Source organism: Amycolatopsis sp. NPDC051106 (assembly GCF_040682775.1).
Lineage (GTDB): Bacteria > Actinomycetota > Actinomycetes > Mycobacteriales > Pseudonocardiaceae > Amycolatopsis.
Genome location: NZ_JBFBBQ010000028.1, coordinates 44,628 through 67,695, shown reverse-complemented (window position 1 = coordinate 67,695; position 23,068 = coordinate 44,628). Strand labels below are relative to the sequence as shown.

Here is a 23,068-nt window from a genome sequence, read left to right as displayed (position 1 = left end):
TGGCTAGGGTGACTCGACCGGATCGAAACCCCGCGGAGGATGCAGTGCCCCACTACGACCTGGTGATCGTCGGGACGGGATCGGGGAACTCCATCCTCGGGCCCGAATTCGCCGGCAAGAAGACGGCGATCGTGGAGAAGGGCACCTTCGGTGGCACCTGCCTGAACGTCGGCTGCATCCCGACGAAGATGTTCGTGTACGCCGCCGACGTCGCGTACACGCCTTCGCACAGCGCGAAGTACGGCGTCGACGAAGAGCTGAAGGGCGTGCGCTGGCGCGACATCCGCGACCGCGTCTTCGGCCGCATCGACCCCATCGCCGCGGGTGGCGCGGAGTACCGGCGCAGTCACGAGGACAACAAGGACGTCGACGTCTACGAGGGCACCGCCCGCTTCACCGGGCACAAGGAGCTGCGCGTCAGCTTCCCCGACGGCCGCCCCGACGAGGTGCTGACCGCCGACCGGTTCGTGCTGGCCGCGGGCGGGCGCCCGGTGATCCCGGACATCGCCGGTCTGGACACCGTCGACTACTACACGTCCGACACGGTCATGCGGCTCGACGAGCTGCCCGAGCGCATCGTCATCCTCGGCGGCGGGTACATCGCGGCCGAGTTCGCGCACGTCTTCGCGTCCTTCGGGGTGCAGGTCACGCTCGTCAACCGCTCCGGGCGGCTGCTGCGCTCGGAGGACGAGGACGTCAGCGCGCGCTTCACCGAGCTGGCCGCGGAACGCTTCGACGTCCGCCTGGAGCGCAAGACCGTCCGCGCGCGCAAGACCGGCAGCGGCGTCGCGCTGGACCTCGAAGGTCCGCAGGGCGCCGAGACCGTCGAGGCCGACCTGCTGCTGATCGCCACCGGCCGGCGGCCGAACTCCGACCTGCTCGACGTCGCCGCCACCGGAGTGACCACAAAGGACAGCGGGCACGTCGTCGTGGACGACTTCCAGGAGACCGCGGTCGAGGGCATCTACGCGCTCGGCGACCTTTCGTCGCCGCACGAGCTGAAGCACGTCGCGAACCACGAAGCCCGCGTGGTGCAGCACAACCTGCTGCACCCGGACGAGCGAATCACCGCCGACCACCGGTTCGTGCCGCACGCCGTGTTCACCCACCCGCAGGTCGCGTCGGTCGGGCTCACCGAGCAGAAGGCGCGCGAATCGGGCGTCTCGTATGTGACGTCGAAGCAGGACTACGCCGGCATCGCGTACGGCTGGGCGATGGAGGACACGACGGGCTTCGCGAAGCTCCTCGCCGACCCGGCGACCGGGCAGCTGCTCGGCGCGCACATCATCGGGCCGCAGGCATCGTCGGTCATCCAGCCGCTGATCCAGGCGATGAGCTTCGGCCAGGACGCGCGTTCGATGGCGCGCGGGCAGTACTGGATCCACCCGGCGATGCCGGAGCTGATCGAGAACGCCCTGCTCAGCCTGCCCCTGGACTGACGCAAGTCCGTGAATGTCGCATTGAGGGACTCCAAGTCCCGCAATGCGACATTCACGGCTTTTCACAGGGTGATCGACCAGAAGTCCAGGGTGCCGGTGTCGCCAGGGCCGTAGTCGGTCACGCGCAGCTGCCAGCGTCCGGCGGCCGGAGAAGCGGTGGCGGGGACCGTGAACGTCCGCGCGCCGCTCCACGGGGTGCACGTGCTGCCGCCGCTGTACTTCAGCGCGTACGCCTTGCCCTTCGGGTCCAGCAGCGTGATGCCGAGGTCTTCGGCGCACGAGTGGCGGACGGTCAGCGAGACGCCGATCGTGGTGGCCGCGCTGCCGGTGAGCGTCGAGGCGATCGGGCTGACCACCTGCTGGTAGTCACGGATCGCGTAGTCGGTGTCGTTGGTCAGGGTCCGGTTGCCGCCGCCGCCCGCCTGGGTGCGCGCGGACACCGCCGCGCTCGCGGGCGACGCGTTCCCGGCGGCATCGCGAGCCTTGATCGTGAAGGTGTAGGCCGTGTCCGGTCTCAGGCCGCCGACCGTGGCGCTGGTCCCGGCGACGCTCGTGGCGAGCGCGGAGCCGTTGTAGACGTCGTAGCCGGTGACGCCGGCGTTGTCCGTCGAAGCGTCCCAGGAGAGCGAGACGCTGTTCGACGTCGTGCCGGTGGAACGCGGGTTGCCGGGCGCGCTCGGTGCCGTCGTGTCGCCGGTGCCGCCGCTGGTCACCAGGGTGAGCTGCCACTTGTTCAGTGCCTCGATCACCGGCTGGAACAGGGAAAGGTCGCCGTCGCTCGGGTTCTGGACGCACTGCGACGGGCCGCCGTCGTGCAGGCCGGTGGCCTTGTCGCCGAGCAGCCAGCCGCCGCCCGAGTCGCCGCCGAGGGAGCACGCCGTCGTCCAGGTCAGGTCGTCGATGATCAGGCCGCCGCCGTAGTCGGCGGACTTGTGCGTGTACTTGACCTCACCGCACTGCCAGTGCGAAGTGTTGCCGGAGTGGCAGACACGGTCGCCGACCATCGCGTCGGCCGCGCCCGTGAGCGTGACCGCCGGCTGGCCCCAGGTGTTCACCGACGCCGACAGGTTCCAGCCCGCCTCCGTCACCGCGACGACACCCATGTCGCCTTCGCGGGCGTTGACGCTGTGCGTGCCGCCGACGTTCGACGTGCCGATCTTGTTTTGCTGGCCCGAAGCGCCGTACGCGGCTTGGTTGGCGTCGTTCGTACAGTGGCCCGCGGTCAGGAAGTGCTTGGCACCACTGACATCCGTCACCGGGAAGCCGACCGAGCAGTTCGACTCGCTGCCCGGCCACCACGGGTTGCCGGTCTGGATCGTGCCCGACTGCTGCCGCGGCGACGTCGCCGTCTCGGTGATCCGGACACCGAGATCCTTTACGCGGGAGAGAAAACTGTCGGTTTCCGCAGTCTTCCTCGTCCGGTCGACGTCGACGCCGACCTCGTTGCCACGGACGTCGACACCCCAGCCGTACACCCCGGGCACGCCCTTTCCGACCAGGGCGCGGACGGCCGCGTCGGTGCGGTCCAGTTCGGTCTGGCTCCTGGTCACGACCTTCGCCGCGGCGCCGGCGGCGCGCGCCTGATCGGCGGCGTCCTCCGTGGTGACGGCTACGGTCAGCTTGCCGATGGCCGCGTCGAACCACTGGCCGGCGGCGTGCGCGCGGACCGCTTCGGGCAGGGTCGTGGCCAGCCGGTGCGCCCGGTCCTGCGCGGCGAGCTGGGCCCGGGCCTGATCGGTGGACAGCCCGAACGCCGCGGCGACGCCCGCCACTTCGGCCTCCGGGTGGTCCGGCGCCGCTTCGGCGGGCACGGCACCCAGTCCCAGTGCGGCCAGCGCGACCGCGCCGGCGACGGAAACGAATCTGCGCATCGAATTTCTCCTCGGATCGGCGAGTGGAGTGCGCAGACGGTAAACCGCCGGAAAGCCTGTTTTGAAGATCCGCGAGTCTTTAACAGTTAACTGGCCAGTCCCATTCGAAGCCGTAGCGGCCGGGCCCGAAGTTCAGCGCGACCCCGTGCACCGCAGCGGATTCCGGCACGACGTCGGCGTGTTCGCCGGGCTCGGCGAACCGGCGGCACACCGCCGGAACCGCCTCCGGGGAGAACCGGATTTCGAGCACGTATTCGCGGACCGGCAGCCGGAACTTGCGTTCGTAGTTCGTCGCGATCGGGTGCGGCGCGCGATTCACGAGCGTGTGCTCGGTGAGCACCGTTTCGCCGCGCAGGAGCGGCCTGCCGAAGAGCAGTTCGACGACGAGGAGGCCGTCCTCCGGCCGGTGCACGCTGCGGCCCGCGTGGCAGCCGCGCAGCGAACGCAGCTCCGGCAGCGGCCGGTCGTGCTCGTCGAGGTGCAGGATCACCACCCACCGGTCCGGGCCGTCGGCCTCGGCGCGCAGCACCTGCCGCGACCGGATCTCCAGCTCCTCCCGGCCCGGGCCGACGAGGACGACGTCGTGCTGGCTCAGCCGGGTCAGCCGCTCGTCCCAGCGGGTGTCCACATCGGACACCGCGGCGTCGATGCGGCGGCCGTCCGGCCAGAACCGGCCGATCTCCGCGGGCGCGGCCCGGCGCACCCGCGGCGGCCCGAGCAACGCGACGAGGGAACCGGCCGGCACCTCGAGGACGGCCTCGAGCTGACGCAGGCCGCGCACCGAATCCCGGCGTTCGGGACGGCTGCGGCCGGACTGCCAGTAGCTCAAGGTCGCCGTCGTCACCGTGACCCCGCGGGCCCGCAGGTGCTCGCGCAGGCGGTCGAGGCTCAGGCCGCGGGCACGGATCGCCGCGCGCAGGGCCGCGTCGAACGGGCCCACGCGCAGCAACGTCCCGAGGTCCGGCGCCGGCACGGCCATCCGGTGATCGTAAGCGGCGCCGACTCCGGCGAACGGCGTTAACTGTTAAGAATACGGCCAAAAGTAGGCCGGCCCCCGAGCGGCAGGCAACCGTTGCCACGAAAGCCATCCGGCCGTGACTGTGGTCGGATTCTTAACGAACGGCACAGTAGTACTAGACGAACCGGCGGCGGCCGGCGAGCGCGCCGAACACCATCTGGACGAGCAGCAGGCCCAGCAGCATGGCCAGCGGCACCTGCCAGCCGCCCGCGACGTCGTGCAGCAGGCCGAACAGGAACGGCCCCAGCGCGGCGAAGAGGTAGCCGAAGCCCTGCGCCATGCCGGACAGCCGGGCGGTGTCGCCGCCGGTCCGGGCGCGCAGCGCGATCACCGTCAGGGCGAGGGAGAACACGCTCATCCCGAGCCCGACCAGCAGGCTCCACAGCAGCGGCGACCACGACGGCGCGAGCAGCAGCCCGGCCGTCCCGGCGAAACCGAAGACGCCGAGGGTGATGATCCAGAGGCCCTGGCCGCGCTGGCGGGCGGCCATCGGCGCGACGACCAGGCTGATCGGCACAGCGATCAGCGAGACCAGGCCGAACAGCAGGCCGGCCTGGTCGCGCGGCACCCCGGCGTCCATCAGGACCTGCGGGAACCAGCCCATCGCGGCGTAGGCGTAAAACGCCTGCAGGCCGAAGAAGATCGTGACGATCCATGCGAGACGGTTGCGCAGCAGCGACCGGCCGGCATCGGCGGCATCGGCGTGACGCGGTGCCCGGCCGGTGCCGCGGGCTGCGAGAATCCACGCCAGTAACGCGACGACGGCCACCACCGCCCAAGCGCCGAGAGCCGGGCGCCAGCCGCCGAACGCGTCGCCGAGCTGGGGGGTGACCGCCGACCCGAGGGCGCCGCCGCCCTGCAGAGCGGCGGTGTAGACGCCGGTCATGATGCCGATGCGGGCCGGGAAGGAGTCCTTGATGACCACCGGGATGAGCACGTTGATCAGGGCGATCCCGGCGGTGGCGACGAGCGTCCCGCCGAGCACCACGGCCGGGCCGTCGAGCACGCGCAGCACGAGCCCGGCCGCGATCGCGATGAGCGCGATCGCGATGGCGGCGCCGATCCCGGCCCGGCGGGCAAGCAGCGGCGCGGCCAGCCCGGCGCCGGCGAAGCAGAGGGTCGGCAACGTCGTGAGCACGCCCGCCCAGACCACGGAGGTCCCCAGGTCGGCGCGCATTTCGGCGAGCATGGGCCCGACCCCGGTGATGGCGGGGCGCAGGTTGAGGGCGGTGAGCACCACCGCAACCGCGAGCAGCGCGCCGGCGGTGAGCACGCCCGGCGTCCGGATCTCCACGGCGCCGTCCAGCTCGGGTTCGAGGGCGGATTGACGGTGTTCGACGCGCATGACCGCTACTATCGCATACGTAGGATGATTGGATGAAGGGATAATCCTGTGCCTCTGGCCACCACCCGCCGGGCCGGCCTGGTCGACCAGGTCATCGAGCAGCTGCGGACCGCGGTCGCGCAGGGCGAGTGGCCCCTCGGCGAACGCATCCCCACCGAAACCGAGCTCGGCGAGCAGCTCGGCGTCGGGCGCAACACCATCCGCGAAGCCGTGCGCGCGCTCGCGCACACGGGCCTGCTCGAAGTCCGCCAGGGCGACGGCACCTACGTGCGCGCCACCAGCGAGGTGTCCGGCGCGATCCGCCGGCTCTGCGGTTCGGAGCTGCGCGAAGTCCTGCAGGTCCGGCGCACTCTCGAGGCCGAGGGGGCCCGGCTCGCCGCGTTGTCTCGCACCGAGGAGGAGGTGGCGGAGCTGTGGTCGCTGCTGGCCCGCCGCGAGACGGAACTGCGCGAGCGACGCTGGGAGGACTTCGCCCACACCGACGCCGAGTTCCACACGGCAGTGGTTCGCGCCGGGCACAACGGCCTGCTCACCGAGCTCCACCGCGGCCTGACCGAAGTCATCACGGCGAGCATCGCGGCGACGTCGACCATCACGCCGGGCGTGGACCACGCACCGGAGATCGGCCACGAAGGCCTCGCCGAGGCGATCGCCCAACGCGACCCCGACCGCGCGGCCGCGGAGGCGTGCGGATTCCTGGACGAGCTGCTGGAACGCGTCGAGCGCTCCTGACGTGCGCCCCAAGGCGGCCTTCGGTGCGTCTAACGCACCGAAGGCCACATTGGGGCGCTTGCCAGCCCGACCTGCGTCCGCCCCAATGCCACATTGGGTGCGTCTCACGCACCGAACGCCACATTGGGTGCGTCCCACGCACCGAACGCCACATTGGGGCGCTTGCCCCGCGCCGCGCTGAGCTGCGGGTTCACCGGGTGTGGCATCACCGGCGTCCCCTAAGGGTGCCAATTCAGGGTTGTCGTGGTGCCATCGCGGTGCCACAGTAGTGCCATGGACCTGACGCCCTTCGTGAACGAACTCCGCCGGGAGCTCGCGGTCGCCGCCGAAGCGGCGGGTGAGGACGCCGTCGCCCTCGCCGAGCGGCTCACCGCTCCGCTCGAATCGGCGATCCGGCTCACCCTGCTCGACGCTCTGTCGGCCGCGGCCGACGAGATCACCCGCGACCTCGCGCCCGGCTCCGTCGAGGTGCGCCTTCGCCGTCGCGAAGCCGAGTTCGCCGTTGCGCTGCCCACCACGCCCGAACCGGCGCCCGCCGAAGCGCCGCCGCCTCCGCCGGAGGCCGACGACGGCGCCGTCGCGCGGATCAACCTGCGCCTGCCCGAGCAGCTCAAGCAGCGCGTCGAAGAAGCCGCCGGCCGGGACCGGATCTCCATCAACGCCTGGCTCGTGCGGGCCGCGAACAGCGCGCTCGGCCCCGGCAAGCCCCAGCCGTCCCAGCGCCGCTCGGCCTTCGGTGAGAAGTACACCGGCTGGGTTCAGTAAGCCTTTTCTCTTCGGTCTCCGACCTGCGGAGACGCCACCCGAGCACCCCAGGAGGGCGCAGCCATGCCTGTTTTCCCCACTCCCGAGCCGATCACGGCGACGATCGATGTGAGCGTCGCGGACGTCCGGATCGTCGCCGGCGAGCGCGCGGAGACCACCGTCGAGGTCACCCCGGCCGACCCGGCCGACAACGAGGACGTCAAGGCCGTGGCCCGGACCCGCGTCGAGTTCGCCCACGGCGAGCTGCTGGTCAAGGGCCCTAAGTACGTCACCAAGCTCTGGGGCAAGGCCGGCGCGCTGCACGTCACGGTCGAGCTGCCGGCCGGGTCGCGGATCCAGGGCACTGCCGCGATGGGCGACTTCCGCGTCGGCGGCCGCATCGGGAACAGCCGGTTCAAGACCTCCGTCGGCGACATCCACCTCGACGAAGCCGCCGCCGTCGAGGCGAGCACCGCCACCGGAGACGTCACGGTCGACCGCGCCACCGGCCACGCCGAGTTCGGCACCGGCTCCGGCGAGCTGCGGATCCGCGAGATCGACGGCACCGCCGTGCTGAAGAACTCCAACGGCGAGACGCGCGTCGGCGAGGTCACCGGCGACCTGCGGGTCAACACCGCCAACGGCGACATCCTCGTCGACGTCGCCCACGCGGGCGTGCACGCCAAGACCGCCTCCGGCGACATCCGGCTCGGCGAGGTCATGCGCGACCGGGTCGTGCTGGAAACCGCCGTCGGCGAGATCGAGGTCGGCATCCGCGAGGGCAGCGCCGCGTGGCTCGAGCTCAACTCCCTGACCGGCACCGTGCGCAACACGCTCAGCGCCACCGACGGACCCGGCGGCAGCACCGAAACCGTCGAGGTCAAGGCCCACACCTACACCGGCGACATCGTCATCCGCCGCGCCTGAAGACCTTCAAACAAAGGGGAAGATCCATGTCAGACGCCATCGTGGCCGAGGGACTGGTCAAGAGGTACGGGAAGGTCACCGCACTCGACGAAATGTCGCTGCGGGTACCCCAAGGCACGGTGCTCGGCGTGCTCGGGCCGAACGGCGCCGGGAAGACCACCACCGTCCAGATCCTCACGACCCTGCAGCGGCCGGACGCGGGCCACGCGACCGTCGCCGGGTTCGACGTCGTGAAGGACGCGCACGCGCTGCGTTCGCACATCGGCGCGTCGGGGCAGTACGCCGCCGTCGACCTCGAGCTGACCGGAGCCGAAAACCTCGAGATGGTCGGCCGGCTCTACCACCTGGGCACCAAGCGGGCCAAGGCGCGCGGCCGGGAACTGCTGGCGCGGTTCAGCCTCGCCGACGCCGCCGACCGCCCGGTCAAGGGCTACTCCGGCGGCATGCGGCGCCGGCTCGACCTGGCCGGCGCGCTGGTCGCGAACCCGCCGGTGCTGTTCCTCGACGAGCCCACGACCGGGCTCGACCCGCGAGCCCGCACCGAACTCTGGGACGTCATCACCGAGCTGGTCGCCGGTGGCACCACGCTGCTGCTGACCACCCAGTACCTCGAAGAAGCCGACCGGCTGGCCGACAGCATCGCCGTCATCGACCACGGGCGCGTGATCGCCCGCGGCACCGCCGACGAGCTCAAGGACCTCGTCGGCGGCGAACGCATCGAGCTGACCGTCGGCACGCACGACGACGTCGTCGTCGCGCAGCGTGCGCTGGCCCGGCTGGCCAGCGGCGAGCCGCAGGCCGAGGGCTTCCGGCTCACCGTGCCCGTGACCCACGGCGCGAAAGCGCTTACCGAAGCGCTGGCCCTGCTCGCCGCCGACGGCGTCGAAGTCCGCGACGTCGGCGTCCGCCGCCCCACCCTCGACGACGTTTTCCTGTCCCTCACCGGTCACGAGGTGGCCGAAACCGCGAAGGAGGCCGTGTGATGAACGCGGTGCAGATGGCCGTGACCGACGGCGTGACGGTCGCCAAGCGCAACTCGATCAAGATCTTCCGCTCGCTGGACCTGCTCGGGTCGCTGGTGTTCACCCCGGTGATGTTCGTGCTGCTCTTCGGGTACGTGTTCGGCAGCGTGATCGACATCCCGGGCCTGTCCTACCGCGAGTTCATGCTGCCGGGGATCTTCACCCTCGCGGTGGCGATGGGCGGCATCGTCACCGGCTACGGGCTGACCGACGACCTGCAGAAGGGCATCATCGACCGGTTCCGCTCGCTGCCCATGTCCCCGGCCGCGGTGCTGATCGGGCGGACCACCGCCGACCTCATCCTCAGCACGGCGAGCCTGCTCATCATGGGCCTGGTCGGCCTGCTGGTCGGCTGGCGCATCCACACCAGTGTGCTCGAGGCGCTGGGCGGGATCGTCCTGCTGCTGGCGTTTTCCTACGCGCTGTCGTGGGTGATGGGCGCGCTCGGCCTGGCCGTGCGCAAGCCCGAGGTGTTCAACAACGTCTCGATGGTGGTCGTCTTCCCGCTGACGTTCCTGGCCAACACGTTCGTCGACAGCGGCCGGCTGCCCGGCCCGCTGCGCGCGATCGCGGACTGGAACCCGGTCTCGGCGGTCACGCAGGCGGCGCGGGAGCTGTTCGGCAACACGAGCGCGGCCCTCCCCGCGCGCGACGTCTGGCCGATGCAGCACGCCATGCTGGCGTCGGTGCTGTGGATCGTGGTGCTGCTGGCGATCTTCGTGCCGCTTTCGGTGCGCTGCTACAAGAAGGCCACCAGTCACTGACTCACGGCAGCGTGAGGATCTCGCTGCCGTCGGCCGTCACCACGAGGGTGTGCTCGAACTGGGCCGTCCACTTCTTGTCCTTCGTGGTGACGGTCCAGTCGTCGGCCCAGATGTCGTAGTCGATGGTGCCCAGGGTGATCATCGGCTCGATCGTGAAGGTCATGCCCTCCTCGATGATCGTGTCGACGGAGGGCTCTTCGTAGTGCAGGACCGTCGGGGGCGTGTGGAACGCCGGGCCGACGCCGTGGCCGGTGAAGTCGCGGACCACGCCGTAGCCGAAACGCTTGGCGTAGGCCTCGATGACCCGGCCGATCACGTTGAGCTGCCGGCCCGGCCGGACCGCCTTGATCGCCCGCAGCGTCGCCTCGCGGGTGCGCTCCACCAGCAGGCGCGCCTCCTCGGAGACATCGCCGGCCAGGAACGTCGCGTTCGTGTCGCCGTGGACGCCGCCGATGTAGGCGGTGACGTCGATGTTGCAGATGTCGCCGTCCTCGATCACCGTCGAGTCCGGGATGCCGTGGCAGATGACCTCGTTGAGCGAGGTGCAGCACGACTTCGGGAACCGGCGGTAGCCCAGCGTCGAGGGGTAGGCGTGGTGGTCGAGCAGGAACTCGTGCACCACCTTGTCGATGTCGTCGGTGGTGGCGCCCGGCTTGACGGCCTTGCCGCCCTCTTCCAGTGCCTGCGCCGCGATCCGGCTCGCGACCCGCATCGCTTCGATCACCTCGGGCGTGCGCACGCCGTTGCCGGTGTCCCGCTTCGGCGCCGGCTTGTCCACGTACTCGGGACGGGCGATGGAACTGGGGACGTCACGGCGCGGCGTCTGGACGCCGGGAACCAGCGGGGCACGAACGGACATGCCTCCACCTTACGACGGCCCGCTCAGCCGATCGCCGCCAGGAACCGGTGCGCGGCCTGCACCGCCGGTTTGGACGACCCGGCCTCGGTCAGCAGCACGGCGAACGCCAGGTCACCGCGGTAGCCGACGAACCAGCCGTGCGAGCGGGAGCCGTCGCCGAACTGGGCGGTACCGGTCTTGCCCGCGACGTCGGGGAGGTCCCGCAGCCCGGTCGCGGTGCCCGCCGTGACGACCTCGCGCATCATCCCGCGCAGCGCGCCGAGGACCTCGTCCGAGGGCGGGTCGCCGACGTTCTGCGTGGTCGCGGGCAGGCCCTTGACGATCGACGGCGCCGGCACCTTCCCCGCCTGCACCGTGGCCGCGGCCAGCGCCAGGCCGAACGGGCTGGTCACCACCGTGCCCTGGCCGAAGCCGTTCTCGGCGCGCTGGACCGCCGAGTCGCTGGCCGGGACGGCCCCGGTCACCGTGGTCAGGCCGGGGACGACGAAGTCCGCGCCGATCGCGAACGAGCGGGCGGCGTCGGTGAGCGCCGACGCCGGCAGCCCCGCGGCGAGCCGGGCGAAGGTCGTGTTGCACGAGCGCGCGAACGCCGTCGTCAACGGGACGCGGCCGAGGTCGAACCGGCCTTCGTTCGGGATGACGCGGTTCTCGATCGTCGTGGTGCCGGGGCAGTCGACCGGGCTGCCGGCCTCGACGTCGCCCGCCGACAGCGCGGCCGCCGCCGTCACGATCTTGAACGTCGAGCCCGGCGGGAAACGGCCGGCCAGGGCGAGCGAGCCCTCGTCGTCGGCGGCCCGGTTCTGCGCCACGGCGAGGATGTCCCCGCTCGACGGCTGGATCGCCACCAGCGCGGCCGGGTACGGCTCGGTGCCCAGGGCCTTCTCGGCGGCGGCCTGGATCCTCGTGCTGAGCGTGCTGGTGACCGCGGGCGCCGGGCGCGGCGGCTCGGCCTTCAGTTCGGAGACCTCGCCGCCGGTGACGCCCCGGGTGACGATCCGCCAGCCCGCCGCGCCCGCCAGCTGCTGCTCGACGAGCGCGCGGATGCCGGGCAGGACCTGCTGCCCGGAGCCGCGCGTGACCGGCAGCAGCCGCTCCTGGCTGACGAACCGGACGCCGGGCAGGTCGTAGATCACCGGCTTGACCCGCTGGTAGTCGCCCGCGCGCAGGCTGATCACCGGGTAGGCGTCGCCGGGCTTGGTCTTGCTCATCCCGTCCAGCACCGACCGGCCGGTGACGGACGGCTCGAAGCGGTGCAGCGCCTTCGCGAGCGAGCCGGCGACGGCGTTCACGTTGCCCGCCTTCTGCGGGTCGACGGCCACCCCGATCACGGTCTGCGGGCGCATCAGCGGCACGCCGTCGCGGTCGAGGACCGGTGCGACGTCGGGCAGCTGCGGCAGCAGGCCGAGGGTCTGGCCGACGGCCAGCTGCGGGTGCACGACCGTCGGCTGCCAGTGCACCTGCCAGCCGTTCTCGGCCGCGCGCAGCAGGGCGTCGGCGCGGTAGGACCACGTGCGGCCGTGCGGCAGGTGCCAGGTGAGCCGGTAGCCGGCGGTCACGGTGTCGCCGCCGGGTTCCTTGACGTCTTCGTCGTCGACGTCCAGGGACTCGGGCTCGAGCACGCCGCGGACCTGGGACAGCACGCTCGCGGCCATGGCCGGCGAGTCGGTGTTCGCCGCCGCGGCGGCGACGTCCCCGGACGCGAGGGCGTCGAGGAAGGCGGAGAGGGCGTCCTCGGGACCGTCGCCCGAGCACCCGGCCGTGGTCGCGGCGACGAGCAGCAGCACCGCGAGCACACCGCGGCGTCGACGTGCACTCATGGCGGGATGATGCCTGGTCAGCAGGGGTGTCGCGGCCTCGAAACGCCGCCACGGAAGAGTGGCTGGAGCCGCTTAGAAGAGTACGGTCGCGTACTGGCCGACCTGCTGGAAGCCGATCTTGCGGTAGGCGGCGAGGGCCGGGGTGTTGTAGGCGTTGACGTAGAGGCTGGCGGTGCGGCCGAGCCCGCGCACGAGCCGGTTGACCACGGCGGCGGTGCCGGCGGTGCCGAGGCCGTCGCCGCGGCGGTCGGGGTGCACCCAGACGCCCTGGATCTGCCCGACGGTCGCCGACATCGCGCCGATCTCGGCCTTGAACACGACTTCGCCGTTCTCGAAGCGGGCGAACGCGCGCCCGGCGCCGATCAGCTCGGTGACGCGGGCGCGGTAGCTGGCGCCGCCGTCGCCGCTGCGCGGGTCGACGCCGACCTCCTCGATGAACATCGCGACGGCCGCGGGCAGGTACCGCTCGAGCTCGTCGGGACGCACCGGGCGGACGAGCGGGTCGGCGGCCACGAGCGGGGTGCTGTCGAGGGCCATCAGCGGCTGGTCGTCGCGGACTTCGCGGGCTGGCCCCCACTCGTCTTCGAGTTCGTCCCACAGACCGAGGACCTGCTCGGCCGGGCCCACGAGCGACGAGCAGGTCCGCTGTCTGCGCAGGGCGCGATCGGCGAACGAGCGCAAGGCGGGGGCGTTGCCGCGCAGCGGGATGAGGTTGGGCCCGGAAAAGCACAGCCCTTGGAGCCGACCGGCCCGGACCGGACGGCTGTCGGCGGCCCAGAGCTCGCCACCGAGCCGCCACGGGTCGAGACCGGCAGCCTCGACCCGGGCGCTGACCATGCAGCTGCCCACCGGGTCGGCGGCGAGCGCGGCACGGACCGCCGGATAGTCCCGATCATCGAGCAGCCGTGCACCTGCAAGCCGCAACACGGGCTCCAGGGTGCCAGATTCCGCCGGTAAACGGAACGCGAGGCCGTCGACACGGTGAGATGAACGGCCCGGGTCGTGGTCCGCGAGGAGAATGGGGCGCATGCAGCGGTACACGTACAAGGTCGTCGAGGTCCGGGAGAAGCTGATCGGCGGCAAGATGTCCGGCGGGAAGCTCGAGAAGCTGCTCAACGACCACGCCGTCGACGGGTGGCAGCTGAAGGCGATCACCTCGGCGGAGGTGAAGGGCCGGGTGGGACCCGGCGGGGTCGAAGGGCTGCTGGTGACCTTCGAGCGGCCGGTGCAGTAGGCGGGCGCCGGAAGGTCATGAACGACTCGTTCAGGCCGCTGGGCGCGGTGAAAGACCTCGCGGCACCCACCCGCCGCTCTCCGGGGCCGGGCCGGTCGCACTGGCCCGGACTTGCCGCAGTGAATGACTCATTCCTGGCGCCGGACGCCAGGAATGAGTCATTCACTGCATCCGGACGGCACCACCGCGGCAGCTGAGGTCGAGCCGGCCGTGGAACAGCACGGCCGGCGCATCACCGCGCCTTCTTCCAGCCGGCCACCGGACGCGGTGAACGGGGCGTTCACGACGTCCGGGCTGGCTCAGGCAGCGCCGCGGTAGGTGCCGATCGTCCAGCTGTTGCCCTCCGGGTCGCGGAGGCTGAACGTGTGCGAGCCGTACTCCGTGTCGGTCAGCTCCGCCGTGATCTCCGCGCCCGCGTCCTTGACCCGCGCGTAGATCTCGTCCACCTGGTCCGAGACCACGTACACCGCGCCGGTGCCGGGCTTCATCGCGTCGTGGATCCCGTCCGGCGGGCGGACGCTGCCCAGCATCACCGCGCCGCCCTCGGGCCAGCGCAGCTCCGCGTGCGCGATCAGGTCGCCTTCCGGCACCACCAGGGCCTCGGTGAAACCGAGGACGTCGACGAGGAAACGGACCGCCGCCGGGGCGTCTTCGTAGCGCAGGGCGGGCCAGACGTTCGGTTCAGGAGTCATGCCCGCGAGTCTTGCCCCGCCGCCACCTGGTCGTCTTGGAGGAACGGGAGCTCCTCGGCGATCCACGTGCCCGGTGTGCACCCGGCCAGCGCCCGCCACTCGTTGGTCAGGTGCGCCTGGTCGTAGTAGCCGCACTCGACGGCCAGCGCGGCCAAGTCCGCGTGCCCCTGCCGCAGCAGCCGCCCGGCCCGCTCGAACCGCAGCACCCGCGCCGCCTGCTTCGGCGCCAGCCCCAGCTCCGCCCGGAACCGCTCCCCCAGGTGACGGCGGCTCCAGCCGACCTCGCCGGCCAGGTCCGTGACGCGGACCCGGCCGTCGGCGCCCCGCATCCGGCGCCAGGCCTCCCCCAGCTCCGGCGGTGGCGCCACCGGCTCCACCGCGCGGGCGGCCAGCACCTCGTCGAGCAGGGCGAACCGCTCGCCCCAGGTCGGCAGCTCCCGCAGGCGGTCCGGCAGCGAACCCAGGCCGAACTCGGCCAGGTCGTGCACCTCGCCGCCGAGCTCCGCCGCCGTGACGCCGAGCAGCGTCCGCACGCCCAGCGGGTCGAGCTCCAGCTGCAGCCCGGCCTGGCTGCGGTCCTGCCGGATCAGCACCGCGCTCGTGTGCAGCCCGCCGACGAGCGCCCGCAAGCTGCGCCCGGCCATCCGGACCGGTCCGGCCAGGCTGATGACCAGCGTCACGTGCCGGGACGGCAGCCCGCGGTGGACCGGCAGCGTCACCTCGTCCTGCGCGTACCCGACGTAGCGCGTGACCAGGGGCCGCACCACCGGGTGCGGCTGCCGGACGGCCCAGGTCACGCTCACGGATGCCAGCGTAAACGTCACCACCGACAGTTCCGCTTTCTGCTAACACGGACAGTGCGTCCCCACCGCGGAAGGAACCACCCATGACGATCCAGGAGCAGGCGCAGCAGCTGGAGCTGCTCGCCGACCAGGTGCCCACCGGCATCGCGCTCGCCACCAAGAGCGAACTCGAAGACCTGCAGGCGCAGGTGCTCGGCCTGCTCGGGGAGACGTCGACCGCGACCGCGATCCAGGGCTCGATCCAGCTGGCGGCGCAGCAGATCGACGAGGTCGCCGCCGCGCTGGAGAACGTCCGCCTGCAGATCCGCGACGCCGCCCAGCACCACCTACAAGGCTGACTCGTAGGAGGAGGAGACCGCCGGCTGGCCCGTGTAGTTCGGGCCGGCCCGGTCGTCCGCGCCGAGGTAGCGGAACGGCAGCGTGCCGGAGAACGGCCCCGCGCGCCGGATCCGGCGAGTCCGTGAGTCGTAGGTGAACCCCGCGGCCCGCAACGCCGGCAGGACTCGCCGCGCGCCGCCGGGTACCCGGATGCCCGCGACGTCGAAGTTCGCCACGAACAGGCCGTCCTCGCTCAGCCACGACGCCGCCCGCAGCAGCGCGCCCAGCTTGTCGCCGACGTAGTGCAGCCCGTGCACGCAGGTCACGAGGTCGAACCGGCCCGAGGGCTCCCACGCCGTGATCGACGCGGTCTCGAACCGCACGGGCCCGGCCGCCGCGAAGTACCCGACCAGGTCGACGCCGGTGATGTCCAGGTCCGGCCGGGCCGCGGCCGCGTCGAGGAGTGCGCGCCCGCTGCCGCAGCAGAGGTCCAGCCAGCGGGCACCGGGCGGCAGGCTCAGGATGTCGAAGCCGAGAACCCGCGAATAACCGTCGCGCCCGGCCAGCCGGCGCTCCCGGTTCATCGCGGTGTTGGCCACGACGGACGACGCCTCGAGGGCCTCGTCCGCGAGCAACGCTGTGACAGCCGGGACTTCGCCCCGGGCCGGGGGCTTCGCCACCCGGAACCCCCAGAGATTCAGCCGGCGGTGACGACCGGCTCGCCCTCGCCGAGGGACTCGCCCGCCTCTTCGGCGATGCGCATGGCCTCTTCGATGAGCGTCTCGACGATCGCGTGCTCCGGCACGGTCTTGATGACCTCGCCCTTCACGAAGATCTGGCCCTTGCCGTTGCCGGACGCCACACCGAGGTCGGCCTCGCGGGCCTCGCCCGGGCCGTTCACGACACAGCCCATGACCGCGACGCGCAGCGGGATCTCCATGCCCTCGAGCCCGGCCGTGACCTGCTCGGCGAGCGTGTAGACGTCCACCTGCGCGCGCCCGCACGACGGGCACGACACGATCTCCAGCTTGCGCTGCTTGAGGTTCAGCGACTGCAGGATCTGGATGCCGACCTTGACCTCTTCGACCGGCGGTGCGGACAGCGACACCCGGATCGTGTCGCCGATGCCCTGCCGCAGCAGCGCGCCGAACGCGACGGCCGACTTGATCGTGCCCTGGAAAGCCGGGCCCGCCTCGGTGACGCCGAGGTGCAGCGGGTAGTCGCACTGCTCCGCGAGGAGCTCGTACGCGCGCACCATGACCACCGGGTCGTTGTGCTTCACCGAGATCTTGATGTCGTGGAAGTCGTGCTCGGCGAACAGGGACGCCTCCCACAGCGCCGACTCGGCCAGCGCCTCCGGCGTCGCCTTGCCGTACTTCTCGAGCAGGCGCTTGTCCAGCGAACCCGCGTTGACGCCGATCCGGATCGGCGTGCCGTGGTCCTTCGCGGCCTGCGCGATCTCCTTGACCTGGTCGTCGAACTTCCGGATGTTGCCCGGGTTCACGCGGACCGCAGCACAGCCGGCCTCGATCGCGGCGAAGACGTACTTCGGCTGGAAGTGGATGTCCGCGATCACCGGGATCTGGGACTTCTTCGCGATCGCGGGCAGCGCCTCGGCGTCGTCGGCCGACGGGCAGGCGACGCGGACGATGTCGCAGCCCGCGGCGGTCAGCTCGGCGATCTGCTGCAGGGTCGCGTTGACGTCGGAGGTGAGCGTCGTCGTCATCGACTGGACGGAGATCGGGAACTCGCTGCCGACGCCGACCGAACCCACCTGGAGCTGGCGGGTCTTGCGGCGCTCGGAGAGGACGGGCGGGGGCAGGGCGGGCATACCGAGTGCGACGGTCACGGCCTCCAGCGTACCTACCCCGACCGGGCCACCCGCACCATGTCAACCGTCACGGTGAGCAGCGTTACGGCCTGTGTGAATCGCCACGGAGGGGCCGGAACCCCTCCGTGGCGAGGCACTACTGCAGACGAATCGGGTTGACGATGTCCGCCGTCACCGTGAGTAGCGTGACCGCGCCGCCGATGAGCACCAGCACCATCGTGATCCCGGACAGCCTCGTGTAGTCGACGGGCCCGCCGGCCACCTTGCCCCGCCGGGCGCGGATCCAGTCGCGGACGCGCTCGTACCAGACCACCGCGATGTGCCCGCCGTCGAGCGGCAGCAGCGGCAGCAGGTTGAACACGCCGATGAAGAAGTTGAGGCTGGCCAGCAGGAAGAAGAACAGCACCCAGATGCCCCGCTCGACGGCCTCGCCGCCGATCCGGCTCGCGCCGACGACGCTGACCGGGGTGTTCGGGTCGCGCTCGCCGCCGAAGATCGCGGTGACGACGGCGGGGATGCGCTCGGGGAACTCGACGAGCCGCTGGGCGGTCTCCGCGAACATCGTGCCGGTGAAGCTGAACGTCGCGCCGACCGCGGCGACCGGGCCGTACTGCGTGGTCGCGGCCGGGACCACGGGCGAGGCACCGATCATGCCGACCTCCTTGACGCCGGCGGTCGTCCAGCGCTGCACCTTCGGCACGTCGACGATCAGCGACAGCCGCTGGTCGCCGCGCTGGACGTCGAACTGCGTCGGGCCGCTGGTGGCCTGCACGGTGGCGAGCATCGCTTCCCAGGTCGCCACCGGCTTGCCGCCGATCGCGAGGACCTTGTCACCGGCCCGCAGCCCGGCCGCCTGCGCGGGACGCGCTGCGCCCGGCGGGCAGTTGGGGTCCTGGGCCTCCTTCTCCGACGTGGCCGAGCGGGCGCAGGAGGTCGCGGCGAGCACCGGCTCGGTCGTGGTGGGACCGGTCAGGTTCGGCAGTCCCATCGTGACGGCCATCAGGTAGAGCACGACGAAGCCGAGGATGAAGTGCGTGATCGACCCGGCGCTCATGACGACCGTGCGCTTCCAGGTCTTGAACCGCCACATCGCGCGGGGCGCCTCGTCCGGCGTCACCTCGTCGAGGGCCGTCATGCCGGCGATGTCGCAGAAGCCGCCGAGCGGGATCCACTTCAGGCCGTATTCGGTCTCCCCGCGGCGCCAGGAGAACACCGTGGGGCCGAAGCCCACGAAGTACCGCCGGACCTTCATGCCGAAGGCCTTCGCGGTGACCATGTGGCCGGCCTCGTGCAGTGCGACGGAGACGCAGATCCCCAGCGCGAAGAGCACCACACCGATGATGTAGGACACCCGCTACTTCCCCTCGATGATCGAACGGGCCCGCGCGCGGGCCCAGCGCTCGGCGGCGAGAACGTCGTCGACGTCGCGCGGTTCGCGACGCCACTCGTCGGCAGCACCCACCACCTCGGAAACAGTGTCCACTATCGACGTGAAGCGGGTGTTCTGCGCGAGGAACGCGGCGACCAGCTCTTCGTTCGCCGCGTTGTAGACGGCGGGCAGGCAGCCACCCACGGTGCCGCAGTGGCGGGCCAGCTCGACGGCCGGGAAGGCGTCGTCGTCCAGCGGCTCGAACGTCCAGGTCGCGGCCTTGTCCCAGGTGCAGGCGGGGGCGGCCTCGGGAACCCGGTCGGGCCAGTGCAGGGCGAGCGCGATCGGCAGCCGCATGTCGGGCGGGCTGGCCTGGGCGATCGTCGAGCCGTCGGTGAAGGTCACCATCGAGTGCACGATCGACTGCGGGTGCACGGTGACGTCGATCCGCGCCGGCTCGACGTCGAACAGCAGCGCCGCCTCGATCAGCTCCAGGCCCTTGTTCACCAGGGTGGCCGAGTTGATGGTGATCAGCGGGCCCATCGACCAGGTCGGGTGCGCCATCGCCTGCTCGACGGTGACGTCGGCGAGTTCGGCGCGCTTGCGGCCGCGGAACGGGCCGCCGGAGGCGGTGAGCACGAGCCGGGCGACCTCGCTCCGGCGCCCGGCCCGCAGCGCCTGCGCGATGGCGGAGTGCTCGGAGTCGACCGGCACGAGCTGCCCGGGCTTCGCGGCGGCGAGCACCAGCGGCCCGCCGGCGATGAGGGATTCCTTGTTCGCGAGCGCGAGGGTGGCGCCGGTGGCGAGCGCTTTGAGCGTCGGCTCGAGGCCGCGGGAGCCGGGCAGGGCGTTGAGGACGGTGTCGACCTTCACCGCGTCGATCAGCTCGGTCACGGCGTCGGAGCCCGCGAAAAGCCTCGGGAGCTTGAACTCGCCCTGGTCGTAGCCGCGCTTCTGCGCTTCGGCGTACAGCGCGAGCTGGACGTCTTCGGCGGCCGTCGCCTTGGTGACGGCGACGGCCTCGACGCCGTGGGCGAGCGCCTGCGCGGCGAGCGCGGCCGGATCGGCGCCGCCCGCCGCGATGCCGGCCACCCGGAAGAGGTGCGGGTTGCGCGCCGCGACTTCCAGGGCCTGCACGCCGATGGACCCGGTGGAGCCGAGCACGAGAACGCTTCGCGAGGTAGTCATCGCGGGTCATTGTCGCGCGGGGCGTCTCCGCGGCGCACCCGGAGGTTCCGTCGCGCGACCAGGCCCGCTCGGGCTCTCCCGAGTGGCCGGCACCACGCGGGCCGTCTCCGCGGCGCGCCCGGAGGTGTGGGATCATCGGCGCGTCCGTGGTTCAAGGGTCTTGAGGAGTTCATCGTGGCAGGCAAGGCGGTCGAGAAGCGGCCCGAGGTCGACCCCCGCGACGAGCCGTCCGCGGCCTGGGGCTGGCACGGTTCGTTCCCGAAGGCCACCCGCATCGCCGGCTGGGTCAGCGCGATCATCCTGCTGGTGATGATCAAGGGCAACCACGAGAACAACACCGAGAACGTGTGGCTCGTCGGCCTGTCGCTGTTCCTGATCCTGCTGCTCGTGCTGGACATCCGCAAGCAGCGCACAGCCTGGCGCAAGTAGTTCGTTTCCGGCTAACGTGCCCGGCATGAAGCTGCGCTGGGGTCTGGCTCTCGTCGGTGTACTGGGTGCGTTGCTGGCGGCGCCGGCGCCGGCTTCGGCTTCAGTGCCGGTCGTCCGGTGCACTTTCACGCCGACGCCGGACAACCCGGCCGCCCGGCCGGTGGTGCGTCCGCTGCCGTTCGCGCTGACGCGCGGGACCGTGGACGTGACGTTCCGCTTCAACTACGGCCCGGTGACGGTGCGGTTGAACCGCGCCGGGGCGGCGCCTTGCGCGGTGCACAACATGGTTTCGCTGATTCTTCAGCGGTTCTACGACCGGTCCCAGTGCTGGCGGCTTTCGAACTCTTCGCGTCTCGGTGTTCTCCAGTGCGGGGACATCTACGAGGTCGAGAAGGGCGGGCCGGGGTACAAGTTCCCCGATGAGGTTTCGGGTGCGGAGACGTACCCGCGTGGGACTGTGGCCATGGGGAACCAGGGGCCGGGGACGAACGGGTCGGAGTTCTTCATCGTGCATTCGTTCGCGAACATCCCGGCGAACTATTCGGTGCTGGGTCGCGTGGTGCGCGGTATGGAGGCGCTGGACCGGATGGTGGCGGACGGGATCATCCCGACCGACCCGGACGGGCCGTTGGACGGGGCACCGGCGCACCCGGTGAAGATCCAGCGGGCTTCCGTCGGCTGGTAGGTCGCCGGCCTGCTCGATCGCTTCCCCGACCCGTCCACGACGTCGTCGCGACCGAGCACCCTACCGGCCTGAACGCCCGAAACGTCACCCCAACGAGTGAATGCCGGTCCCGCCCGATTACATTGGCCAAGCTGTGAGCAGCCTGAGGGGGGACACGATGATCACACACGAAACCTACCTGGCCACCCGAAGATTCGACGCCCTCGACGGGGTCCGGGCCATCGCCGCCGTGCTCGTCGTCGTCTTCCACTACGGGGGGCCCAGCTGGGTGCGGGCCAATGGCTGGATCGGCGTCCACCTGTTCTTCGTGCTCTCCGGCTTCCTGATCACCACCCTGGCCCTGCGTGAGGAAGCCCGCAACGGCCGGGTGTCGCTCGCCGAGTTCTACATCCGGCGAGCTTTCCGCATCCTGCCCGTCTACTACGTCATCCTCGGCGTGGTCGTCGTCTTCGCCTACTTCCGGGGCATGGGCCTGCGGCACAGCGGGATCATCGCCGCTCTGCCGTGGAACGCCGCCTTCGTCGGCGAATTCCACCAGATGACCCTGTTCGGCCAGGCCTGGACACTCGGCATCGAGCAGAAGTTCTACCTCGTCTGGCCGCTGCTCGCGTTCGGTGTCGGCGCGCTCGGCTTCGCGAAGCGGCTGAGCCTCTCCCTCGGGCTCGTCGCCCTCATGCTCGCCCTGATCCCCTTCATGCCCTACGCCGGCGCTTACTCGCCGATCCTCATCGGCTGCACGCTGGCGATCGTGCTGCACCACCGCAAGGGCTTCGCCGCGCTGCGGGTGTTCACGCACCCCGCTGTCGGGCTGGTGGTCGCCGCCGCGCTGGTCGCGGTCCAGACCATGTTCGGCGAGATCACCGAACTGCTCAGCGACGAAGGCGGTTCGATCACCGGCACGCTCTACATCCTGCTCGCCGCGCTGCTGGTGCCGTCGCTGGTCGCCGGCGGCGGGCCGCTCGCCTGGGTCCTTTCGCGGCGGCCGATGCGGTTCATCGGGGAGCGGTCGTACTCGCTCTACCTCATGCAGGGCGTCATCGCGGTGGCGGTCGCGGGCGCGATCCCGCAGTTCGCCCCGCACCGGACGCTCACCGCGGTCGCCGTGACGATCGTCGGGCTGCTGGCCGCCGACCTGTTGTACCGCTGGGTCGAGGTCCCGATGATCGACGTCGGGCGCCGGATCATCACCCGCCGCCGCGAGAAGAAGGCGGAGCCGGCGGCGGAGATCGCCGAACCCGCGCTCGTCACGGCCTGACCCGCACCGCGGCCAGCGCGTCCTCGATGATCGCCACCAGGAGCGCGCTGGGGTAGGGCTCGGCGAGAGCCTGGGCCAGCGCCGCGGTCAGGGGACCCGCCGCCGCGGGCGAAGGAAAGGCCGGCACCAGCTCGGCGTGCCGCCGGAAGTTTCGCCACCGGCGCATCGCGAGGGTGCGCTCCAGGCTCGTGACCAGGCTCGCCGCCACGTCCGGGATGCCGTCTTCGCGCAGCTTCACGACCTTGTCCGGAGTCTCCAGGGTGTGGCTGTGCACGATGTCGTCGAGCGGCGTCCAGGGTGGCGCGTCCGAAGCCGGGACCGGGCGGCCCCGCGCGACGCCGAAGCAGGCGATGACCCGGCCGAAGTCCGGCGGCAGGAACACCTCGAAGAAGTAGCCGCCGCGCGAACGGTCGTCGATCTGCGCCCGCGCGAGCACCGCGCCCCGGTACGCGCACAACGCGCGGACGGCCGCTTCGAAGCCGACCGAGCCCTGCCCCGCCCGGCGGCTGGTCTGCTCCCGGCGGCCGTAGAGCGACCGCGTGCTCGACGTCGGCTGGGTTTTCTCCCAGAAGTCGGCCGGCGCGCCCGTGGTCAGTGCCTCGCGGGCCAGGGCGCACGCACGGGTACCGGCCTCGGCCAGCAGCTCGCCGAGGCGCCCGGCGTTCTCGGGAACCATCTCCGCCCCCCAACGGGAAAAGCCGGGTGCCGCGCAACTGCGGCACCCGG

General features: G+C 71.5%; 24 protein-coding genes. 11 read left to right on the top strand and 13 right to left on the bottom strand.

Going from position 1 to position 23,068, the window contains the following annotated elements; all coding sequences use genetic code 11:
- Positions 1–44 precede the first annotated feature (44 nt).
- A complete protein-coding gene (locus tag AB0M83_RS22025; RefSeq protein WP_364519761.1) occupies positions 45–1,439 on the top strand; it encodes a mycothione reductase in 1,395 nt (464 codons plus the stop codon).
- A gap of 62 nt (positions 1,440–1,501) precedes the next feature.
- Here the strand turns inward: AB0M83_RS22025 and AB0M83_RS22020 are convergent, their stop codons facing one another.
- From AB0M83_RS22020 to AB0M83_RS22010, 3 genes are all read right to left on the bottom strand, one after another.
- Positions 1,502–3,310, bottom strand: a complete 1,809-nt coding sequence (locus AB0M83_RS22020; RefSeq protein WP_364519759.1) for a proprotein convertase P-domain-containing protein — start codon at positions 3,308–3,310, stop codon at positions 1,502–1,504.
- 79 nt (positions 3,311–3,389) lie between these two features.
- Positions 3,390–4,289 (bottom strand): XRE family transcriptional regulator, encoded by a 900-nt coding sequence (locus AB0M83_RS22015; RefSeq protein WP_364519757.1) that lies wholly within the window; start codon positions 4,287–4,289, stop codon positions 3,390–3,392.
- A gap of 154 nt (positions 4,290–4,443) precedes the next feature.
- A complete protein-coding gene (locus AB0M83_RS22010) occupies positions 4,444–5,673 on the bottom strand; it encodes an MFS transporter (protein WP_364519755.1) in 1,230 nt (409 codons plus the stop codon).
- 48 nt (positions 5,674–5,721) lie between these two features.
- Between AB0M83_RS22010 and AB0M83_RS22005 the strand changes: the two genes are divergently transcribed.
- The 5 genes from AB0M83_RS22005 to AB0M83_RS21985 all read left to right on the top strand — a co-directional run bounded on the left by AB0M83_RS22005 (position 5,722) and on the right by AB0M83_RS21985 (position 9,862).
- Positions 5,722–6,405, top strand: a complete 684-nt coding sequence (locus AB0M83_RS22005) for an FCD domain-containing protein (RefSeq protein WP_364519753.1) — start codon at positions 5,722–5,724, stop codon at positions 6,403–6,405.
- A gap of 273 nt (positions 6,406–6,678) precedes the next feature.
- Entirely contained in the window at positions 6,679–7,170 is a 492-nt protein-coding gene (locus AB0M83_RS22000) for a hypothetical protein (RefSeq protein WP_364519751.1), read from the top strand.
- Between the two features lie 63 nt (positions 7,171–7,233).
- The gene (locus AB0M83_RS21995) at positions 7,234–8,076 is read left to right on the top strand and encodes a DUF4097 family beta strand repeat-containing protein (protein ID WP_364519749.1); all 843 of its coding nucleotides are present in this window, start codon (positions 7,234–7,236) and stop codon (positions 8,074–8,076) included.
- A 26-nt stretch (positions 8,077–8,102) separates the two neighbouring features.
- The gene (locus AB0M83_RS21990) at positions 8,103–9,059 is read left to right on the top strand and encodes an ATP-binding cassette domain-containing protein (RefSeq protein ID WP_364519747.1); all 957 of its coding nucleotides are present in this window, start codon (positions 8,103–8,105) and stop codon (positions 9,057–9,059) included.
- Positions 9,059–9,862: an ABC transporter permease gene (locus tag AB0M83_RS21985; RefSeq protein WP_364519746.1), complete on the top strand. Its 804-nt coding sequence runs from the start codon at positions 9,059–9,061 to the stop codon at positions 9,860–9,862. The genes AB0M83_RS21990 and AB0M83_RS21985 overlap by 1 nt, the downstream gene beginning before the upstream one ends.
- A gap of 1 nt (position 9,863) precedes the next feature.
- On the opposite strand, the gene map is transcribed toward AB0M83_RS21985, so the two are convergent.
- The 3 genes from map to AB0M83_RS21970 all read right to left on the bottom strand — a co-directional run bounded on the left by map (position 9,864) and on the right by AB0M83_RS21970 (position 13,465).
- Positions 9,864–10,721: a type I methionyl aminopeptidase gene (gene map / locus AB0M83_RS21980; RefSeq protein ID WP_364519745.1), complete on the bottom strand. Its 858-nt coding sequence runs from the start codon at positions 10,719–10,721 to the stop codon at positions 9,864–9,866.
- Between the two features lie 23 nt (positions 10,722–10,744).
- Positions 10,745–12,538 carry a penicillin-binding transpeptidase domain-containing protein gene (locus AB0M83_RS21975; RefSeq protein ID WP_364519744.1) on the bottom strand — a complete coding sequence of 598 codons (1,794 nt, stop codon included), beginning with the start codon at positions 12,536–12,538 and terminating at the stop codon, positions 10,745–10,747.
- 72 nt (positions 12,539–12,610) lie between these two features.
- Positions 12,611–13,465 (bottom strand): GNAT family N-acetyltransferase, encoded by an 855-nt coding sequence (locus AB0M83_RS21970; RefSeq protein ID WP_364519743.1) that lies wholly within the window; start codon positions 13,463–13,465, stop codon positions 12,611–12,613.
- A gap of 100 nt (positions 13,466–13,565) precedes the next feature.
- On the opposite strand from AB0M83_RS21970, the gene AB0M83_RS21965 reads away from it, so the two are divergent.
- Positions 13,566–13,772 (top strand): DUF4177 domain-containing protein, encoded by a 207-nt coding sequence (locus AB0M83_RS21965; RefSeq protein ID WP_364519742.1) that lies wholly within the window; start codon positions 13,566–13,568, stop codon positions 13,770–13,772.
- Between the two features lie 299 nt (positions 13,773–14,071).
- Here AB0M83_RS21965 and AB0M83_RS21960 read toward each other — a convergent pair whose 3' ends face one another.
- On the bottom strand, positions 14,072–14,464 hold the full coding sequence (locus AB0M83_RS21960) for a VOC family protein (protein ID WP_364519741.1): 393 nt from the start codon (positions 14,462–14,464) through the stop codon (positions 14,072–14,074).
- Positions 14,461–15,267, bottom strand: coding sequence for an AraC family transcriptional regulator (locus AB0M83_RS21955; protein WP_364519740.1), 807 nt, complete (start codon positions 15,265–15,267; stop codon positions 14,461–14,463). Before AB0M83_RS21955 ends, AB0M83_RS21960 begins: the two co-directional genes overlap by 4 nt.
- 83 nt (positions 15,268–15,350) lie before the next feature.
- Here AB0M83_RS21955 and AB0M83_RS21950 point away from each other — a divergent pair, with 83 nt between their 5' ends.
- Entirely contained in the window at positions 15,351–15,605 is a 255-nt protein-coding gene (locus AB0M83_RS21950) for a hypothetical protein (protein ID WP_364519739.1), read from the top strand.
- Here AB0M83_RS21950 and AB0M83_RS21945 read toward each other — a convergent pair.
- From AB0M83_RS21945 to dxr, 4 genes are all read right to left on the bottom strand, one after another.
- Positions 15,594–16,265: a methyltransferase domain-containing protein gene (locus AB0M83_RS21945; protein ID WP_364519738.1), complete on the bottom strand. Its 672-nt coding sequence runs from the start codon at positions 16,263–16,265 to the stop codon at positions 15,594–15,596. The two genes, AB0M83_RS21950 and AB0M83_RS21945, sit on opposite strands and share 12 nt — an antisense overlap.
- Before the next feature lie 17 nt (positions 16,266–16,282).
- Positions 16,283–17,434, bottom strand: a complete 1,152-nt coding sequence (gene ispG, locus AB0M83_RS21940; protein ID WP_364519737.1) for a flavodoxin-dependent (E)-4-hydroxy-3-methylbut-2-enyl-diphosphate synthase — start codon at positions 17,432–17,434, stop codon at positions 16,283–16,285.
- A gap of 118 nt (positions 17,435–17,552) precedes the next feature.
- Complete coding sequence (locus AB0M83_RS21935; RefSeq protein WP_364519736.1) at positions 17,553–18,767, bottom strand: site-2 protease family protein; 1,215 nt, start codon at positions 18,765–18,767, stop codon at positions 17,553–17,555.
- Positions 18,768–18,770: 3 nt separating this feature from the next.
- A complete protein-coding gene (gene dxr, locus AB0M83_RS21930; RefSeq protein WP_364519735.1) occupies positions 18,771–19,973 on the bottom strand; it encodes a 1-deoxy-D-xylulose-5-phosphate reductoisomerase in 1,203 nt (400 codons plus the stop codon).
- A gap of 174 nt (positions 19,974–20,147) precedes the next feature.
- On the opposite strand from dxr, the gene AB0M83_RS21925 reads away from it, so the two are divergent.
- The 3 genes from AB0M83_RS21925 to AB0M83_RS21915 all read left to right on the top strand — a co-directional run bounded on the left by AB0M83_RS21925 (position 20,148) and on the right by AB0M83_RS21915 (position 22,342).
- Positions 20,148–20,402, top strand: coding sequence for a DUF2631 domain-containing protein (locus AB0M83_RS21925; protein WP_155545384.1), 255 nt, complete (start codon positions 20,148–20,150; stop codon positions 20,400–20,402).
- A 25-nt stretch (positions 20,403–20,427) separates the two neighbouring features.
- Positions 20,428–21,087 carry a peptidylprolyl isomerase gene (locus AB0M83_RS21920; RefSeq protein ID WP_364519733.1) on the top strand — a complete coding sequence of 220 codons (660 nt, stop codon included), beginning with the start codon at positions 20,428–20,430 and terminating at the stop codon, positions 21,085–21,087.
- Positions 21,088–21,244: 157 nt separating this feature from the next.
- A complete protein-coding gene (locus AB0M83_RS21915) occupies positions 21,245–22,342 on the top strand; it encodes an acyltransferase (RefSeq protein WP_364519731.1) in 1,098 nt (365 codons plus the stop codon).
- Here AB0M83_RS21915 and AB0M83_RS21910 read toward each other — a convergent pair.
- Complete coding sequence (locus AB0M83_RS21910; RefSeq protein ID WP_364519729.1) at positions 22,332–23,018, bottom strand: hypothetical protein; 687 nt, start codon at positions 23,016–23,018, stop codon at positions 22,332–22,334. The two genes, AB0M83_RS21915 and AB0M83_RS21910, sit on opposite strands and share 11 nt — an antisense overlap.
- Between the last annotated feature and the right edge of the window lie 50 nt (positions 23,019–23,068).

Coding starts and splice junctions, on each gene's coding strand:
- AB0M83_RS22020 (WP_364519759.1), bottom strand. CDS start 3,310: ATGCGCAGATTCGTTTCCGTCGCCGGCGCGGTCGCGCTGGCCGCACTG.
- AB0M83_RS22015 (WP_364519757.1), bottom strand. CDS start 4,289: ATGGCCGTGCCGGCGCCGGACCTCGGGACGTTGCTGCGCGTGGGCCCG.
- AB0M83_RS22010 (WP_364519755.1), bottom strand. CDS start 5,673: ATGCGCGTCGAACACCGTCAATCCGCCCTCGAACCCGAGCTGGACGGC.
- AB0M83_RS22000 (WP_364519751.1), top strand. CDS start 6,679: ATGGACCTGACGCCCTTCGTGAACGAACTCCGCCGGGAGCTCGCGGTC.
- AB0M83_RS21995 (WP_364519749.1), top strand. CDS start 7,234: ATGCCTGTTTTCCCCACTCCCGAGCCGATCACGGCGACGATCGATGTG.
- AB0M83_RS21990 (WP_364519747.1), top strand. CDS start 8,103: ATGTCAGACGCCATCGTGGCCGAGGGACTGGTCAAGAGGTACGGGAAG.
- AB0M83_RS21985 (WP_364519746.1), top strand. CDS start 9,059: ATGAACGCGGTGCAGATGGCCGTGACCGACGGCGTGACGGTCGCCAAG.
- map (WP_364519745.1), bottom strand. CDS start 10,721: ATGTCCGTTCGTGCCCCGCTGGTTCCCGGCGTCCAGACGCCGCGCCGT.
- AB0M83_RS21975 (WP_364519744.1), bottom strand. CDS start 12,538: ATGAGTGCACGTCGACGCCGCGGTGTGCTCGCGGTGCTGCTGCTCGTC.
- AB0M83_RS21965 (WP_364519742.1), top strand. CDS start 13,566: ATGCAGCGGTACACGTACAAGGTCGTCGAGGTCCGGGAGAAGCTGATC.
- AB0M83_RS21960 (WP_364519741.1), bottom strand. CDS start 14,464: ATGACTCCTGAACCGAACGTCTGGCCCGCCCTGCGCTACGAAGACGCC.
- AB0M83_RS21950 (WP_364519739.1), top strand. CDS start 15,351: ATGACGATCCAGGAGCAGGCGCAGCAGCTGGAGCTGCTCGCCGACCAG.
- dxr (WP_364519735.1), bottom strand. CDS start 19,973: ATGACTACCTCGCGAAGCGTTCTCGTGCTCGGCTCCACCGGGTCCATC.
- AB0M83_RS21920 (WP_364519733.1), top strand. CDS start 20,428: ATGAAGCTGCGCTGGGGTCTGGCTCTCGTCGGTGTACTGGGTGCGTTG.
- AB0M83_RS21915 (WP_364519731.1), top strand. CDS start 21,245: ATGATCACACACGAAACCTACCTGGCCACCCGAAGATTCGACGCCCTC.
- AB0M83_RS21910 (WP_364519729.1), bottom strand. CDS start 23,018: ATGGTTCCCGAGAACGCCGGGCGCCTCGGCGAGCTGCTGGCCGAGGCC.